The following is a 14,054-nucleotide window of genomic DNA, read 5'->3' as shown; positions in this document are numbered from 1 at the left end:
CCGTCGGCTGGGCGAGTGTCGCTGAGGCGTGCAGTGGGGGTTCCTGTCCTGATTCGACTCGAGAAGTCCTCGGCGATTCTACCAACCGGCGACGGCACGGCCGGTTGGCGGGCTCGGAGGGGCCCCGTAGGATCGTTTCGATGAGCGAATACGACGTCGACGTGGTCATCGCGGTGCATTCGGCGCAGCGACCGATCGAGCGGGCCGTGTCGTCGGTCATCACAGCGACCCGGGCGTCGGTGCGGGCCATCGTGGTCGCGCACAACATCGACCCCGACGAGATCCGCGCGCAGCTGGGGCGCTTCGCCGATCACCCCGACGTCCTCCTCCTGGGTCTGCGCGACGGCATCCCGTCGCCCGCCGGGCCCATGAACCACGGTCTGGATGCGGCGACCGCCCGCTACGTCGCCCTGCTCGGCTCCGACGACGAGTTCTCGCCCGGTGCCCTCGACGCCTGGCTCGAGCTCGCCGAGGCGGCCGGGGCGACGACGGTTCTGGCGCGCATCGACCGCCAGCTCGCCGGGCCCGATCCCCTTCCGCCCACCCGCCGACGCCGCATCCGCGATCTGGATGCCGTGAAGGACCGTCTCGCGTATCGCAGCGCACCGCTCGGACTGATCTCGCGCGAGCGCTTCGGGTCGCTGCGCTTCACGCCCGGCCTCGGCTCCGGCGAAGACCTCGAGTTCACAGCCGTGCTCTGGTTCACCGGAGCGAACATCGCCTATGCGCGCACGTCTCCGGGGTACTTCGTGCACGAGGACGGTGACGATCGGGTGACCTTCGCCGCGCGCCCGGTCGCCGACGACTTCGCGTTCCTCGACGCCATCTCGGAAGCGGCGTGGTTCGACCGGCTCGATCGCGCTCAGCGGCAGGCGCTCGGGATCAAGACCCTGCGCATGCACGTGTTCGACGCCATCCTCCTGCGGCTGCGCAGCCCCGAGGGGCTCGCCGCTCACCGCGCGGAGCTGAGGGCGGTCGTCGACCGGATCGAACGGATGGCCCCGGGCTCCGTCGCCCTGCTCTCCCGGGCCGACCGCGCCGTCCTCGACGCCCTCGACGAGACCGACATCGATCACGAGCGCGTCCTCGCCCTGCTGTCCGCCCGCTGGGGGCGCTCCCCGCAGGCCCTGCTCCCCCGCAATCCCCTGCTCGCCCTGCACCGACAGGGCCCCTACCGCACGCTCCGCGCGACCGTCGCCTGACCGTCCTCATGCAGCGCACCTCCCCCCTCGTCGACGTGACCGTCCCGGTCCACTCCGCGTCACGGCCGATCGCCCGCGCCGTGGCATCCGTCGTCGACCACACCCGCGCTGCGGTGCGGGTGACGGTCGTCGCCCACAACATCGATCCGCAGGTCATCCGGGGCAACCTCGGGGCATACGCGGATCATCCTCGGGTGCGCATGCGCGAACTGCGCGACGGCATCCCCTCGCCGGCCGGACCGATGAATCTCGGGTTCGGTCTCGCAGACGCCCGCTTCGTCTCGGTCATGGGCTCCGACGACGAGCTCGCCCCGGGGGCCGTCGACTCCTGGCTCGCACTGCAGAAGCGCACCTCGGCCGCCGTCGTGCTGGCGCGGATCCAGCTGGGCGGCGGCGGGTGCGACCCCTACCCGCCGGTGCGCAACGGTCGTCGCACCACGGGCCTCGACCCCCGCAAGGACCGCCTCGCCTACCGGAGCGCGCCCGTCGGCCTCATCGACCGTCGGCGTTTCGAGGGCCTGCGATTCACCGAGGGCCTCACGTCCGGCGAGGACCTCGCCTACTCGACGGCACTGTGGTTCAGCGGCGCGGAGATCGCCTACGACCTGCACGGCCCGGCCTACACGATCAACGACGACGCCGCCGACCGGGTGACCTCCGCCCCGCGCCCGGTGGCCGAGGACTTCGCGTTCCTCGTCGCGATCGAGGCCCTCGACGGGTTCGGAGGTTGGAGCCGCCGCGACCGCGAGGCGCTCGTGGTCAAGCTGATCCGTCTGCACTACGTCGACGTCCTGCGGGCGCACCTGACGCGCGGGAACGGCGTGCGCGAACAGGCGTCGGAGTTCATCCGCGTGCTCGACCGGCTCGAAGACATCGCCCCCGGTGCCCTGCGGCTGCTCTCGGTCGCCGATCGTCGCCTCCTCGACGCCGTCCGCTCCCCGCTGGTCGACGACCGGCGCCTCTCCGCGCTCGTCGAGACCCGCGGAGAGTACCGCCGGCTCGCGGCCATCGTGACCCGCGACCCGCTGCGGCTGCTGCACCGGCAGGCACCGCTGCGCACGCTGGGCGCGGGGCTCCGGGCCTCGACCGCCTGAGGCGGGGCGTCAGTTCTTCGCGTCGCGGGCGAGCCCGGCCAGGAACACCTGCTCGGCGAAGGCCGGCAGATCGGCCGCGACCTCGTGGAACCGTCCCGAGGCGGCGATGACGCCCTCGTCGAGATAGCAGATGCGGTCGTAGTCCTTGATCGTCGAGAGCCGGTGCGCCACCGAGATCAGGGTGACCTCGCCCTGCAGCGAGCGGATCGACTTGGTGACCTCGTCTTCGGTCTTGGTGTCGAGCGAGCTGGTCGCCTCATCGAGCACCAGCACCAGCGGATCGGTGTAGAGCGCGCGTGCGATGCCGAGGCGCTGCTGCTGACCGCCCGAGAGCGAGACGCCGCGTTCGCCGATGCGCTCGTGGATGCCGCCGGCGCGCGAACGCACCAGGCTGCCCAGCTGCGCGCGCTCCAGCGCACGGAGGACGCGCTCCTCATCGACCTCGTCGGTCCAGGTCAGCGCGACGTTCTGAGCGATGGTCCCGTCGAAGAGGGCCACCTTCTGCGGCACGTAGCCCACGCGACCGCGCCACTGCCGCAGCACGCTGCCGAGCGGGGCGCCGTCGATGGTGATGGATCCGCTCGATGCCTGGCTGAGGCCGAGGATGAGGTCGATCAGGGTCGACTTGCCGGCACCCGACGGGCCGACGATGCCGAGCGAGCTGCCGAGGGGGATCTCCAGCGACATCCCGCGGATGACGTCGTCATCGGCCTTGGGGTACCGGAAGCGCACGTCCTCGAGGCGCAGTTCGCGGGGCGAGGCGGCGAGTTCTCCCGTGTCGGCGGGCGAGGTCGACCGCGCCATGTCCTCCTCGGCGGCGGTGAGGTCGCCGATGACGTCGTTGGCCGACGGGATCGTCGCGATCGCCTGGACGATGCCTCCCTGGATGCCGGTGATCGCCGGGATCAGGCGGAAGCCGGTGGCGGCGAAGAGCGCCACCGACGACAGCGCCCCGGTCAGGCCGCCCTGGGCGAAGGCGAACGAGCCGATCAGGATGACCCCGCCGATCAGCGCGGCCTCGAAGGCGAAGCCGGGGATGATGCTCAGGAACGATCCGTTGGCGCGGGCACGGACGGAGCGGCTGCGGTTCTCGGTGACCAGGTCGGCCACGTCGGAGAGCCGGTTGCGCAGGCTGAGCTCCTTCAGGGCGTCCATCATCTCGGTCATCAGGATGGCGACGCGGTAGCTGAAGTCGCGGTTGACGACCGCGGCCTCCAGCGCCCGCTTGGTCACGACCTGGTGCACGACGAAGGCGACGAGCGTCAGGTAGACGAGCGCGATGATCGACGTGACCGGGTCGGCCACGAAGAGGACGACGATGATGAGCACGAACGTGAAGATCGAACTCGGCACCCGCATCAGCGGCAGGAGGAAGCCGGCCATGGTGTTGGCGATGCCGCCGTCGGCGATGCGGGTGATCTCCGCCACCGAGCGCTTGGAGCGCTCCTCCCAGCTGGAGTTGATGTACGCCTTGAACATCCGGTCGCCGATCTCGAGCTCGTACCGGGCGAACCGCCGCGTCGCGAACCAGTGCAGCGTGACCGACAGCACCGACTTGAGGATGATGAGACCGCAGGCGGCGACGGCGATGAGAGGAACCTGGTCCGGGCCGATCTCGCCGAGGATCGGGAGGTTCATGTTCCCCCCGGCGAGCGCCGGACCGATGAGCACCGCGAGAAGCGACATCGCGATGACGTCGAGCGAGGTGATCACGGTCGTGGCGATCATGTACCCCACGAAGTACCGCTGCGCCCCCACGGGCAGTAGCGGCAGGAGATCCTTGAGGACCGGCCAGATTCTCTTCATTCGCTCACTGCTCAGAACGTGGTCGACACGCCGGTGGCGGCCGAGGTGACGGCGCCCTCGACCACGGCGAGGGTGTGCAGCCCCTGCTCCATGGTCACGAGGTCGCTCGGCTTGCCGAGGACCGCGTCGCGGAACGCCTCGTGCTCGACCTTCAGCGGCTCGCGCTTGGCGTAGGAGTAGCGGGTGATGTCGCCCTCGGACACGCCGCGGAACGACGAGATCGAATCCCATTCCAGCGGGATGGTGCCGTTGGCGTAGAACGTCAGGTCGCCCGTCGCGGTGTCGGCGATGAAGGTGCCGCGATCGCCGGTCACCACCGTGACGCGCTCCTTCATCGGCGAGAGCCAGTTGACGAGGTGGTTGACGATGACGCCGTTGGCGAGGCGCCCCGTGACCGTGATCATGTCCTCGAACTCTCGACCGCTGCGGTGCGCCGTCTGGGCGAACACCGTCTTGTACTCGCTCTGCGCCACCCAGCTGGTGAGGTCGATGTCATGGGAGGCGAGGTCCTTCGCCACGCCGACGTCGGCGATGCGCGCGGGGAAGGTGCTCTGGCGACGGGTGGCGATCTGGAACACGTCGCCGAGCTCGCCGCCCTCGAGGCGGCGCCGCAGCTCCTGCAGAGCCGGGTTGAAGCGCTCGACGTGACCCACCGCCCCGACGAGGCCGCGCGACGCGAAGGCGTCGGTCATGCGACGACCGGCCTCGACGTTGTGCGCGATCGGCTTCTCGACCAGCGTGTGCACGCCCGCCTCGGCGAGCTTGAGCGCGGCATCCTCGTGGAACCGGGTCGGCACGGCGACCACGGCGAGGTCGATGCCCGCGTCGATCAGTGCGTCGATGTCGGGAAGGATCTCGAGGCCGCCCGCGACCCCGTGCGGGTCGCCACCCGGGTCGGCGATGGCGACCAGGTCGACCCCGTCGACGTCGCGAAGCACGCGGGCGTGGTGGCGCCCCATCATCCCGACGCCGAGCAGTCCGGCACGCAGATCGGCCATCAGGCGCCTGCTCCGGCCACGGCGTTCACGGCCGCGACGATGCGCTCGAGGTCGTCGCGGCTGAGCGACGGGTGCACCGGCAGCGAGACGACCTCGCGGGCAGCGCGCTCGGTCTCGGGAAGGTCGAGCCCGGGCGCGTACGGCGCCAGCGAGGGAAGACGGTGGTTCGGGATCGGATAGTAGACGCCGGCGCCGACGTTGTGCTCGCTCTTCAGCGCGGCGACGAACCCGTCGCGGTCCTCGGGGACGCGCACCGTGTACTGGTGGTAGACGTGCACCGCGCCGTCGGCGACCGGCGGCACGACGACGCCCTCGAGGTTCGCGTCGAGGAAGGCGGCGTTGGCCTGGCGCGTCTTCGTCCAGGCGTCGACCTTCGTCAGCTGCACACGGCCGATGGCCGCGTGGATGTCGGTCATGCGCGCGTTGAAGCCGACGACCTCGTTCTCGTACTGTCGCTCCATGCCCTGGTTGCGCAGCAGCTTCACCCGTCGGGCGATGTCCTCGGTCGCCGTCGTGACCATGCCCCCCTCGCCGCTGGTCATGTTCTTCGTCGGGTACAGGCTGAACATGGCGAACTCGCCGAACGATCCGACCGGGCGGCCGTCGAGCGAGGCGCCGTGCGCCTGCGCCGCGTCTTCGTACAGGGCGACGCCCCGGTCGGCGGCGAGCTTCTCGAGCTCGCGCATGCGGGCCGGGTGGCCGTACAGGTGCACCGGCAGGATGCCCTTGGTCTTCGGGGTGATCGCGGCCGCCACGGCCTCGGGGTCGAGCGAGAACGTGTCGGGCTCGATGTCGACGAACACGGGCGTGCCGCCGGTGAGCGCGACCGAGTTGCCGGTCGCGGCGAACGTGAACGACGGCACGATGACCTCGTCGCCTGCGCCGACGCCGGCGGCGAGCAGTCCGAGGTGCAGACCGGCGGTCCCCGAGTTGACCGCCACCGAGGGGCGCCCGGGCACGAAGTGCTCGGAGAACTCGTTCTCGAAGGCCGCGACCTCCGGGCCCTGCGCGACCATGCCGCTGCGCAGCACCCGGTCGACGGCCTCGCGCTCTTCGTCGCCGATGATCGGCTTGGCGGGGGGAATGAACTCGCTCACACGGTCTCCTTGATCAGTGTTCCGTCAGTCTCGGTGTAGCGCGCGCCGGTCGCGGGGCACACCCAGGTCTTGTCGTCGTCGCCGGCCGTCAGCGGCACACCCGACTCGCCCACCCAGCCGATGCGGCGAGCCGGCACGCCGGCCACGAGCGCGTAGGCCGGAACGTCCTTCACGACGACGGCGCCGGCGGCCACGGTCGCCCAGGCCCCGATCGTCACCGGCGCGACGCAGGTCGCGCGCGCGCCGATCGCCGCGCCGCGCTCGATGGTCACGCCCACGGGCTCCCAGTCGTGCGCGCTCTTGATCGTGCCGTCGGCGTTGATCGCCCGCGGGTACGTGTCGTTCGTGAGCACGACCGCGGGCCCGATGAACACGCCGTCGCCCAAGCGGGCCGGCTCGTACACGAGGGCGTAGTTCTGCACCTTGCAGTTGTCGCCCATGACCACGCCCGTCCCGATGTAGGCGCCGCGGCCCACGATGCAGTTCTCGCCGAGGCGGGCGTCCTCCCGCACCTGCGCGAGATGCCAGATCGAGCTGCCTGCGCCGATCTGCGCCTCCGGGGACACATCCGCCGAATCGACGATCCGGACATCGGTCGGTGAGGGCATGCAGAACTCTTCTCGCAGGACGGGAGCACGGGACTCGGCCATCCTATCTGCTCGCTCACCGGTTTCCTGAGAGGATAGGACGGTGATCAACCCAGCCAGCCCCGATCCGCACACCTGGGTCGTCGTCCCGCTGTACAACGAGGCCACGGTGATCGCGGGAGTGATCGCAGCCCTCCTCCCCTCGTTCCCCCACGTCGTCTGCATCGACGACGGATCGACCGACGGCTCGCTCGATGAGGCCCGACGCGCCGGTGCGCACATCGTGGAGCACCCGATCAACCTGGGTCAGGGCGCGGCGCTGCAGACGGGGATCGACTACGCCCTGGCCCAGCCCGGATGCGACTACATCGTGACGTTCGACGCCGACGGGCAGCACCGGGTGGAAGACGCCGTGGCCATGGTCGCGGCGGCGCGCGCCTCAGGCGCGGCGATCGTGTTCGGCTCCCGCTTCCTCGACGACCGGACGAACCCGGGCTGGATGAAGCGCGTCATCCTCAAGACCGCCGTGTGGGTGACGAACCTCACCACCAGCGTCAAGCTCACCGATGCGCACAACGGACTCCGCGTCATCCGCGCCGATGCCGCCCGCCAGATCCAGCTGAAGCAGGACCGGATGGCGCACGCGACCGAGATCGTGCTGCAGCTGGGGCACACCGGGCTGCCGTGGATCGAGCATCCCGTGGAACTGCTGTACACCGACTACTCGAAGTCGAAGGGGCAGTCCGTGCTCAACTCCGTCAACATCCTCGTCGACCTGATCGTGAGGTAACGCCATGTGGATCCAGATCGTCCTCATCGCCGGCGTCGTCGCCATCGGCGCCTTCTTCATGCGCCGCACCGGCGCCGACAACCACCTCGCGATCCGCCGCCTGCTCTACGGCGCCTTCGGGCTCGTCGCGATCGTCTCGATCCTCTTCCCGCAGTGGCTCACCTGGGTCGCCAACCTCGTGGGCGTCGGCCGCGGCACGGATCTGCTGCTCTACGCGCTGGTGCTGATGTTCCTCGTCTTCGTCTACACGCAGTCGAGACGCAACGCGGCGCAGCAGCGCCGACTGACGCTGCTGGCCCGCAAGCTGGCTCTGCTGCAGGCGACCACCGATCCCGCGGGCATCACCCCCCACGGCTCCGACAAGGTCGAGGACTCCGACGACGCGTGACCGCGGTGAAGAGGCACCTGCCTAGTCGCAGGCGGTGATCCGCCAGAGGCTGGCATCGCCCTCGGCCGCCACCTCCTCGAAGCCGGGCCGTCCCGAGAACCCGGTCATCCCCGGCATCAGGTACTCGCCCGGCCCCGTTCCCCCGATGCCGAAGTCCAGCACGTAGCCGGGCCTGCCGTAGGCGGCCAGCGCCTCGCAGACGGCCGGATCGTCACCGGCATCCCGCAGATCGGCAGCCAGGACGTCCCAGGCGCTGGACTGCGGAGGCGACCAGGTGCGCGGGATGACGTCGCGCTCGCCGAGCACGTACGCGAGGGCCGCCCCGGTCGAGGGGTTCGCGATGATCAGAGCGTCCTCGGGGACGAGGTCGGGCAGCTGCCGCAGCAGGGCGTCCTCGTCGGCCGAGAGATAGCTGCGCGCGTTGAGCGCGTACCGGGACTGCTCGTCGGTGTCGGCCGCGACGCGCAGCAGGATCACGGGGGCGACGATGATGCCCACGGCTCCGACGGCGGCGACGACGGCGATCGCGAGCGGCGACACGACCGAGCGCGGAAGAACGGCCCACCGGTGCCCGCGCGAGGTGACGGCCCGGACGACGACGGCGAGCCCGACAGCGGCCAGCGGCACGACGAAGAGCGGCACGACGGCCGCCAGGCGGAACGAGTCGCCGTACCACGGACCGGTGAGGGCGCGCTTGATCACCGGCAGATCGGTGGCGACGCTCACGATGTACAGCACCGAGACGCCCGCCCAGCCGATGATCAGCCAGCGGATGCTGCGCCGACGCAGCAGCACCACGATGCCGACGATCAGCAGTGCGCTCATCCCCAGCGCGGGGGGCAGCAGGGAGTGGCTGTTGAGGAGCACATCGGCCACCGCGCCGACCGGGCCGCGGTACGAGCGCCACAGCACGTGACCGGCCAGATAGGCCAGCGCCGCCCACACCACGGCCACGGCGGCCCAGCCCGCGACGATCACGAGGAGCACTCCGACGCGGGAGGCGCCGGCGGACCGGCGGCGGCGCCGCAGGAGCGCGCTCGTGAGCCAGAGCATGACGGTCGCGCCCCACACGAGCACGGTGGAGGGCTGGGCGAGCGTCGTCGCCGCGACCGCCAGCAGGGCGGCCGCGGCGGGCCCGGCCACGACGGCGAGGCGTCGGGGCCGGCGTGCGGCCATCCCGAGGCGCATCGCCGTGATCGTCAGCGCGACGGCGGCCGGGACGACCGCGAGCGACACGGCGTAGGGATAGAGCACGCCCCACTCGAACATGAGCTGCGGGAAGGCGAGCAGCCCCGCCGACAGCGCGGCGGCGAACGCCGTGACGAGCACATCGCCCCGGCTGACGACCCGGGCGAGCAGCGCGATGCCGAGCGGCCACACGACCGCGGCGATCACCAGAGCCACGGCGTTCGCGGCGACCGGGATCTGCGCGTTGTCCCACGCCACCAGCGAGGCCACCGCGTGCCACGCCGCGGGATAGAACGAGGTGCCGCCGATGAGTCCGGAGAGATCGAAAGACGAGGCCGAGCCCGTCTCGGCGACCCAGCGCAGCGCGTTGAGGTGGAAGACCGCGTCGTTGGTCTGCGAGATGGCCGCGGGCGTTCCCACGTAGGTCATCAGTCGCGCGGCGTTCAGCCCGGCGCCGACCAGGAGGCCGCCGACCAGCAGGCCCGTCCCTCTCCGGCGCGCCTCTGTGGGATGTGGAGCGATCCGACGGGTCACCGCGAAAGCGATGAGGTGGACCGCGACGGCGACGACCACGACCGCGATGCCGACGCCGACCAGACCCCAGCGGATGCCGAGGAAGGGGAACACGACGGCGAGCAGCGCGAGAAGACCGACCGAGACCGCGGGAGCCGCGGCCCAGAGCATCAGCCCGCGCAGGCGGAGCCCCGTGCCGATCGCCAGTCCCGGCAGCAGCATCACGGCCGCGGCCAGGCCGATGGGCCCCGCCTGGGCGAGCCAGTCGGTGATCATTCGTCGACCAGCGCGATCGCGCCCTCGATCTCGCCGTCGTAGATGACCTCGCCCTTGTTGATCACCACGCCTCTGGTGCAGAGCTCGCGGACCATCTCCATGTCGTGACTGACCACGACGAGGGTCTTCTTCTGCGCGATGAGCTCGGCGAACTTCAGGCGGCACTTCTCGCGGAAGGGCGCGTCGCCCACCGAGAGGATCTCGTCGACCAGGAGCACGTCGAGCTCGACATGGATGGCGACCGAGAAGGCCAGCCGCATGAACATGCCCGACGAGTAGTGCTTGACCTCCTGATCGATGAACTCCTCGATCTCACTGAAGGCGACGATCTCGTCGTAGCGCTCCTCGACCTCCTTGCGCTGCATCCCCAGGATGGCGGCGTTGAGGAAGACGTTCTCGCGGCCGGAGAGTTCGGGATGGAATCCGGCGCCGACCTCGATGAGCCCGGCCACGCGTCCGCGCGTGAGCACCTCACCGGCATCCGGCTCCATGACGCCGGAGATGAGCTTGAGCAGGGTGGACTTGCCGGAGCCGTTCAGGCCGAGGATCGCGACGGACTCGCCCTCGTTGATGACCAGGTCGAGCCCCTTGAGAGCCTCGAAGGTGCTGCTGGTCCGGCGGCGGCGGATCCAGGCCACCACGGTGTCCTTGAACGACAGGGCGTGGTTGAGGGTGAAGTTCTTGCGGACGCCATCGACGACGATGCTCGGGCGCGAAGCGGTCACGATGCTCATAGGTCTTGCGCGAACCTTCCTTCGAGGCGCCGGAACACCAGCTGCCCGATCAGCAGGGTGCCGACGGAGATCAGGAACGTCCAGAGCGTGTTCCAGCCGAGCTCGGGCGGAAGGTCCATCGTCACAGCGGTCACCGGCCGCCAGAACGCGTAGTGGAAGAGCTCGACCCCTTGGGTGATGGGGTTGAGCAGGTAGAGGTTCACGAGCCACTGCGGCCAGCCGAGCTTGTCCATCGCGTCTTGCACCATCGTCCAGGCGTAGAGCACGGGCGACGCCCAGGTGGCCAGCAGGAGCAGCAGCTCGACGATGTTCTCGGCGTCGCGGAAGCGCACGTTGAGCGCGCCGAAGAAGAGTCCGATGCCGAGCGCGAAGAGCGACACGATGACGATCCCGGCCAGGGCCGCGAGCACGGAGAGGACCGTGATGCCCGGGATCCAGCCCATGAACAGGCAGACGATGAGCAGCAGGGCGAGCTGCGGGAGGAAGTGGATGAACGCCACCATCACCGACGACACGGCGAAGAGCTGGCGCGGCAGGAACACCTTCCGCACCAGCGGCGCGTTGTTCACGATCGAGGTCGTCGCGTTCTTGAACGCCTCGGAGAACAGGTTGATGACCACGATGCCCGAGAACAGGTAGACGGGGTAGTTCTGGATGTCGCGGTTGAGGCTCAGGAACAGCCCGAGCACGACCCAGAACACGAGGAACTGCGCGCCAGGCCGCACGTAGGACCAGGTCCAGCCGAGCACCGAGTTGCGGTAGCGCGTGGTGACGCCCGTCCGCACCAGCAGGTACAGGAGGTAGCGCCAGCGCACGACATCGATCAGGCCCCGACTGGTGCCAGGGGTGTCGAACTCGGAACGCGGGACGACGGCGAAAAGATCACGGGTATCTGTCACGGGCCCACTCATTCAGCTGCGACGTGGGTCGTCGCAGCGCATCCCAGTATCCTATTCCACCCCTGGAAACCGACCGAGGACACCCCGAAGGGTGTCCTCGTGCCGTGCGCGCCGGGTGTCAGACGAGCTGCTTCATGATCTGCCAGCCCGCGTTGATCCGAGGCTGGTCGCCGGTCCAGCTGCCGCGGCCGTTCCCGCGGTAGAGGTACATGTCGCCGTTGGGGAGCACACCGAGCACGTCGACGTTGCCGTCGCCGTTGAAGTCGCCCGTGCTGAACACCTTCGCCATGCCGCCCCAGCCCTGGCCGATCGACCGGATGTTGCCCCAGTTGCCGTCGCCGGTCGTCGGGTACAGCATCAGCAGACCCGCCGACGTGCGACCCATCAGGTCGGCGAGGCCGTCGCCGTCGAAGTCGCCCACGCTGAACATGTCGGTGAACCCGGCCCAGCCCTGTCCGATCGTGACGCCCGAACCGGTGGCCCACCCGCCTCCGCCGCTGCCGCGGTAGAGGAGCAGATTGCCGCGAGGATCCACGGCGAGCACGTCGGCCACGCGGTTGCCGTCGAAGTCGAGGCCTCCCACGATGCGCAGGAAGTTGTTCCACCCGCTGCCGATGTTGACGCGCGGGCCGAAGCCGCCGCCGCTGACCCCGGGGTGCAGCCAGAAGGCACCGGCCGCGTCGACCTGACCGAGGTCGCTGAAGCCGTCGCCGTTGAAGTCGCCCATCGGGATCACGCGGTCGGTCGCCGCCCAGCCGCCCTGCGGCCGCAGGATGCCGCCCCAGTTGCCGTCGCCCGTGGTGCCGTACACCCGCAGCTCGCCGGCGTCGGTGAGGGCGACGAGGTCGCGCCCGTAGACGCCGTCGAGGTTGCCGGCGCCCGCGGGAAGCGCGCGCGGCGTCACGACGAGCGGGCCCGCGCCCGCCGCCGCGGCGAAGGTGTGCCAGCCCGATCCGATCGCCATGCCGTCGGTCAGCCAGCCTCCGGCCGAGCCGCGGTACAGGCGGAGCGTTCCGCCCGGTTCGGTGGCCAGCAGGTCGGGGTGCCCGTCGCCGGTGAAGTCGCCCGTGTTGAAGACGTCGGCGAAGCCCTGCCAGCCGTTGCCGATCTGCTTCGACCCCTTCCAGGTGCCCTTGCCGTTGCCCGAGTAGAGGAAGAGGCGACCGGCCGTGTCGCGGGCGATGAGGTCGGCGCGTCCGTCGCCGTCGAAGTCGCCGTTGCCGGTGAGCAGGTTCATCATCGACCAGCCGTTGCCGACCACGCGCGGCGCGGCGAAGCCTCCGCGGTCGTTGCCCGACCACAGCAGCAGGCGGCCGGCCGCGTCGGTGGTGAACAGGTCGGGAACGCCGTTGCCGTCGAAGTCCCCGGCGGGCGCGGCGAGCACGACGCCCGACCAGTCGCCGGTCAGGTTCGTGGGCGCGGACAGCGTGGTCGTGCCGTTGCCGCGCATCAGCTGAGCCGCGCCCGACGTCTTCACGGCGACGAAGTCGCGGTGCCCGTCGCCGTCGAGGTCGCCCACGCCGAAGAACTTCTTCACGCCGGTGAGACCGGTGCCGATCTTCACGCGGTCGCCCCACGCCCCGTTGAGGTACGGGTAGCCCCAGACCTCACCGGCCTTGTCCGCCCCGAGCACGAAGGGGCTCAGGTCGGTCGACGAGAGCGACGGGATCATCGACGACGGGATCTGCGTCGAGCCGAACCACTCGGTGAAGTAGTTGTAGAAGTTGCGGTTGCCGTGGGCGGAGCATCCGTCGCCCTCTCCCCATCCGGCGCGCAGCGCGGCGGCGTTGGGCTGGTACGGCGTGTAGTAGTACAGCGCCGAGGTCGCCTTGTTGGCGATGTAGACGGGCGACGAGCCGCAGGAGAGCTCGACGTCGTAGCGGATGTTCCACGTCTTCCCGGGGGCGTAGTACTGGAACCACTTGCCCTCCATGTAGATCTGCATCTGGCGCGCGGCGCCGTAGATCTGATGGAAGAAGCCGACGTACTGCGGGTCGCAGGGCGCGTCGTCGGGGCAGCCCTGACCGAGCGCGATGTTGAATCGTCCGGGCGTCGGCGCGGTGTAGGTGACGAGGCTCTGCTCCTTCTGGAGCATGACGATGAGCACCTGCGGGTTGATGTTGCACGACTGCGCCGCCCGGTAGATGATGCGGGCCGCCGACTCGTTGGCCGCGCCGGTGTAGCCCGCGCAGTACTTGTCGGCGGGGCGGGTGACCGACGTCGTCCGGAAGTCCTTGAGGCACGTGTAGCCCGAGGCGCAGCGCGCGACCTTGCCGTTGAAGAAGGCCTGGATCTGGGCCTCCGACATCGAGTTCTTGTTGGTGAACACGGCGTCGCTCATGATGTTGCCGGCGTTGAAGCCGACGAGGGTGGTCTTCACGCCGCCCCCGATGACAGGGCCGGCGGCCGACAGGGCGGCGCTCGACGAGACGGATGCCGCGGCGGCGGTGGCGGGCACGGCCGCTCCGAGGACCAGGGCGAA

12 protein-coding genes are annotated in these 14,054 nt (G+C 70.1%); 4 read left to right on the top strand and 8 right to left on the bottom strand.

Features of this window, described 5'->3' with window-relative positions:
• Positions 1 to 140 precede the first annotated feature (140 nt).
• Together AB3M90_RS03480 and AB3M90_RS03475 are read left to right on the top strand one after the other, a co-directional pair.
• Positions 141 to 1,202, top strand: coding sequence for a glycosyltransferase family 2 protein (locus tag AB3M90_RS03480; RefSeq protein WP_412949942.1), 1,062 nt, complete (start codon positions 141 to 143; stop codon positions 1,200 to 1,202).
• 8 nt (positions 1,203 to 1,210) lie between these two features.
• On the top strand, positions 1,211 to 2,296 hold the full coding sequence (locus AB3M90_RS03475) for a glycosyltransferase (protein ID WP_412949941.1): 1,086 nt from the start codon (positions 1,211 to 1,213) through the stop codon (positions 2,294 to 2,296).
• A gap of 9 nt (positions 2,297 to 2,305) precedes the next feature.
• On the opposite strand, the gene AB3M90_RS03470 is transcribed toward AB3M90_RS03475, so the two are convergent.
• Genes AB3M90_RS03470 through AB3M90_RS03455 form a run of 4 tightly spaced genes read right to left on the bottom strand, consistent with a single transcriptional unit; the run spans position 2,306 to position 6,805 of the window.
• The gene (locus tag AB3M90_RS03470) at positions 2,306 to 4,102 is read right to left on the bottom strand and encodes an ABC transporter ATP-binding protein (protein WP_412949940.1); all 1,797 of its coding nucleotides are present in this window, start codon (positions 4,100 to 4,102) and stop codon (positions 2,306 to 2,308) included.
• A gap of 11 nt (positions 4,103 to 4,113) precedes the next feature.
• The gene (locus AB3M90_RS03465; RefSeq protein WP_412949938.1) at positions 4,114 to 5,100 is read right to left on the bottom strand and encodes a Gfo/Idh/MocA family oxidoreductase; all 987 of its coding nucleotides are present in this window, start codon (positions 5,098 to 5,100) and stop codon (positions 4,114 to 4,116) included.
• The gene (locus AB3M90_RS03460; RefSeq protein ID WP_412949936.1) at positions 5,100 to 6,197 is read right to left on the bottom strand and encodes a DegT/DnrJ/EryC1/StrS family aminotransferase; all 1,098 of its coding nucleotides are present in this window, start codon (positions 6,195 to 6,197) and stop codon (positions 5,100 to 5,102) included. The genes AB3M90_RS03465 and AB3M90_RS03460 overlap by 1 nt, the downstream gene beginning before the upstream one ends.
• Positions 6,194 to 6,805: an acyltransferase gene (locus tag AB3M90_RS03455; protein WP_412949935.1), complete on the bottom strand. Its 612-nt coding sequence runs from the start codon at positions 6,803 to 6,805 to the stop codon at positions 6,194 to 6,196. The genes AB3M90_RS03460 and AB3M90_RS03455 overlap by 4 nt, the downstream gene beginning before the upstream one ends.
• Positions 6,806 to 6,890: 85 nt before the next feature.
• Here AB3M90_RS03455 and AB3M90_RS03450 point away from each other — a divergent pair, with 85 nt between their 5' ends.
• Together AB3M90_RS03450 and AB3M90_RS03445 are read left to right on the top strand one after the other, a co-directional pair.
• A complete protein-coding gene (locus AB3M90_RS03450; RefSeq protein WP_412951207.1) occupies positions 6,891 to 7,574 on the top strand; it encodes a glycosyltransferase family 2 protein in 684 nt (227 codons plus the stop codon).
• Positions 7,575 to 7,578: 4 nt separating this feature from the next.
• A complete protein-coding gene (locus AB3M90_RS03445; RefSeq protein ID WP_412949934.1) occupies positions 7,579 to 7,962 on the top strand; it encodes a DUF2304 domain-containing protein in 384 nt (127 codons plus the stop codon).
• A gap of 21 nt (positions 7,963 to 7,983) precedes the next feature.
• On the opposite strand, the gene AB3M90_RS03440 is transcribed toward AB3M90_RS03445, so the two are convergent.
• The 4 genes from AB3M90_RS03440 to AB3M90_RS03425 form a co-directional block, all read right to left on the bottom strand.
• On the bottom strand, positions 7,984 to 9,939 hold the full coding sequence (locus tag AB3M90_RS03440) for a DUF6541 family protein (protein WP_412949933.1): 1,956 nt from the start codon (positions 9,937 to 9,939) through the stop codon (positions 7,984 to 7,986).
• Positions 9,936 to 10,673: an ABC transporter ATP-binding protein gene (locus AB3M90_RS03435; protein ID WP_412949932.1), complete on the bottom strand. Its 738-nt coding sequence runs from the start codon at positions 10,671 to 10,673 to the stop codon at positions 9,936 to 9,938. Before AB3M90_RS03435 ends, AB3M90_RS03440 begins: the two co-directional genes overlap by 4 nt.
• The gene (locus AB3M90_RS03430) at positions 10,670 to 11,584 is read right to left on the bottom strand and encodes an ABC transporter permease (RefSeq protein WP_412949930.1); all 915 of its coding nucleotides are present in this window, start codon (positions 11,582 to 11,584) and stop codon (positions 10,670 to 10,672) included. The genes AB3M90_RS03435 and AB3M90_RS03430 overlap by 4 nt, the downstream gene beginning before the upstream one ends.
• A 106-nt stretch (positions 11,585 to 11,690) precedes the next feature.
• The gene (locus AB3M90_RS03425) at positions 11,691 to 14,030 is read right to left on the bottom strand and encodes an FG-GAP repeat domain-containing protein (protein ID WP_412949929.1); all 2,340 of its coding nucleotides are present in this window, start codon (positions 14,028 to 14,030) and stop codon (positions 11,691 to 11,693) included.
• Between the last annotated feature and the right edge of the window lie 24 nt (positions 14,031 to 14,054).

The organism is Microbacterium martis, from assembly GCF_047246685.1.
In the GTDB taxonomy this organism is placed as follows: Bacteria; Actinomycetota; Actinomycetes; order Actinomycetales; family Microbacteriaceae; genus Microbacterium.
The sequence above is the reverse complement of the archived record's forward strand: the minus strand, read 5'-3'. Positions and strand labels throughout refer to the sequence as shown.

What these genes read in the sequence shown, in the direction of transcription:
- AB3M90_RS03440 (WP_412949933.1), bottom strand. Translation starts at nt 9,939, where the DNA reads ATGATCACCGACTGGCTCGCCCAGGCGGGGCCCATCGGCCTGGCCGCG.
- AB3M90_RS03475 (WP_412949941.1), top strand. Translation starts at nt 1,211, where the DNA reads ATGCAGCGCACCTCCCCCCTCGTCGACGTGACCGTCCCGGTCCACTCC.
- AB3M90_RS03480 (WP_412949942.1), top strand. Translation starts at nt 141, where the DNA reads ATGAGCGAATACGACGTCGACGTGGTCATCGCGGTGCATTCGGCGCAG.
- AB3M90_RS03430 (WP_412949930.1), bottom strand. Translation starts at nt 11,584, where the DNA reads ATGAGTGGGCCCGTGACAGATACCCGTGATCTTTTCGCCGTCGTCCCG.
- AB3M90_RS03455 (WP_412949935.1), bottom strand. Translation starts at nt 6,805, where the DNA reads ATGCCCTCACCGACCGATGTCCGGATCGTCGATTCGGCGGATGTGTCC.
- AB3M90_RS03470 (WP_412949940.1), bottom strand. Translation starts at nt 4,102, where the DNA reads ATGAAGAGAATCTGGCCGGTCCTCAAGGATCTCCTGCCGCTACTGCCC.
- AB3M90_RS03465 (WP_412949938.1), bottom strand. Translation starts at nt 5,100, where the DNA reads ATGGCCGATCTGCGTGCCGGACTGCTCGGCGTCGGGATGATGGGGCGC.
- AB3M90_RS03435 (WP_412949932.1), bottom strand. Translation starts at nt 10,673, where the DNA reads ATGAGCATCGTGACCGCTTCGCGCCCGAGCATCGTCGTCGATGGCGTC.
- AB3M90_RS03445 (WP_412949934.1), top strand. Translation starts at nt 7,579, where the DNA reads ATGTGGATCCAGATCGTCCTCATCGCCGGCGTCGTCGCCATCGGCGCC.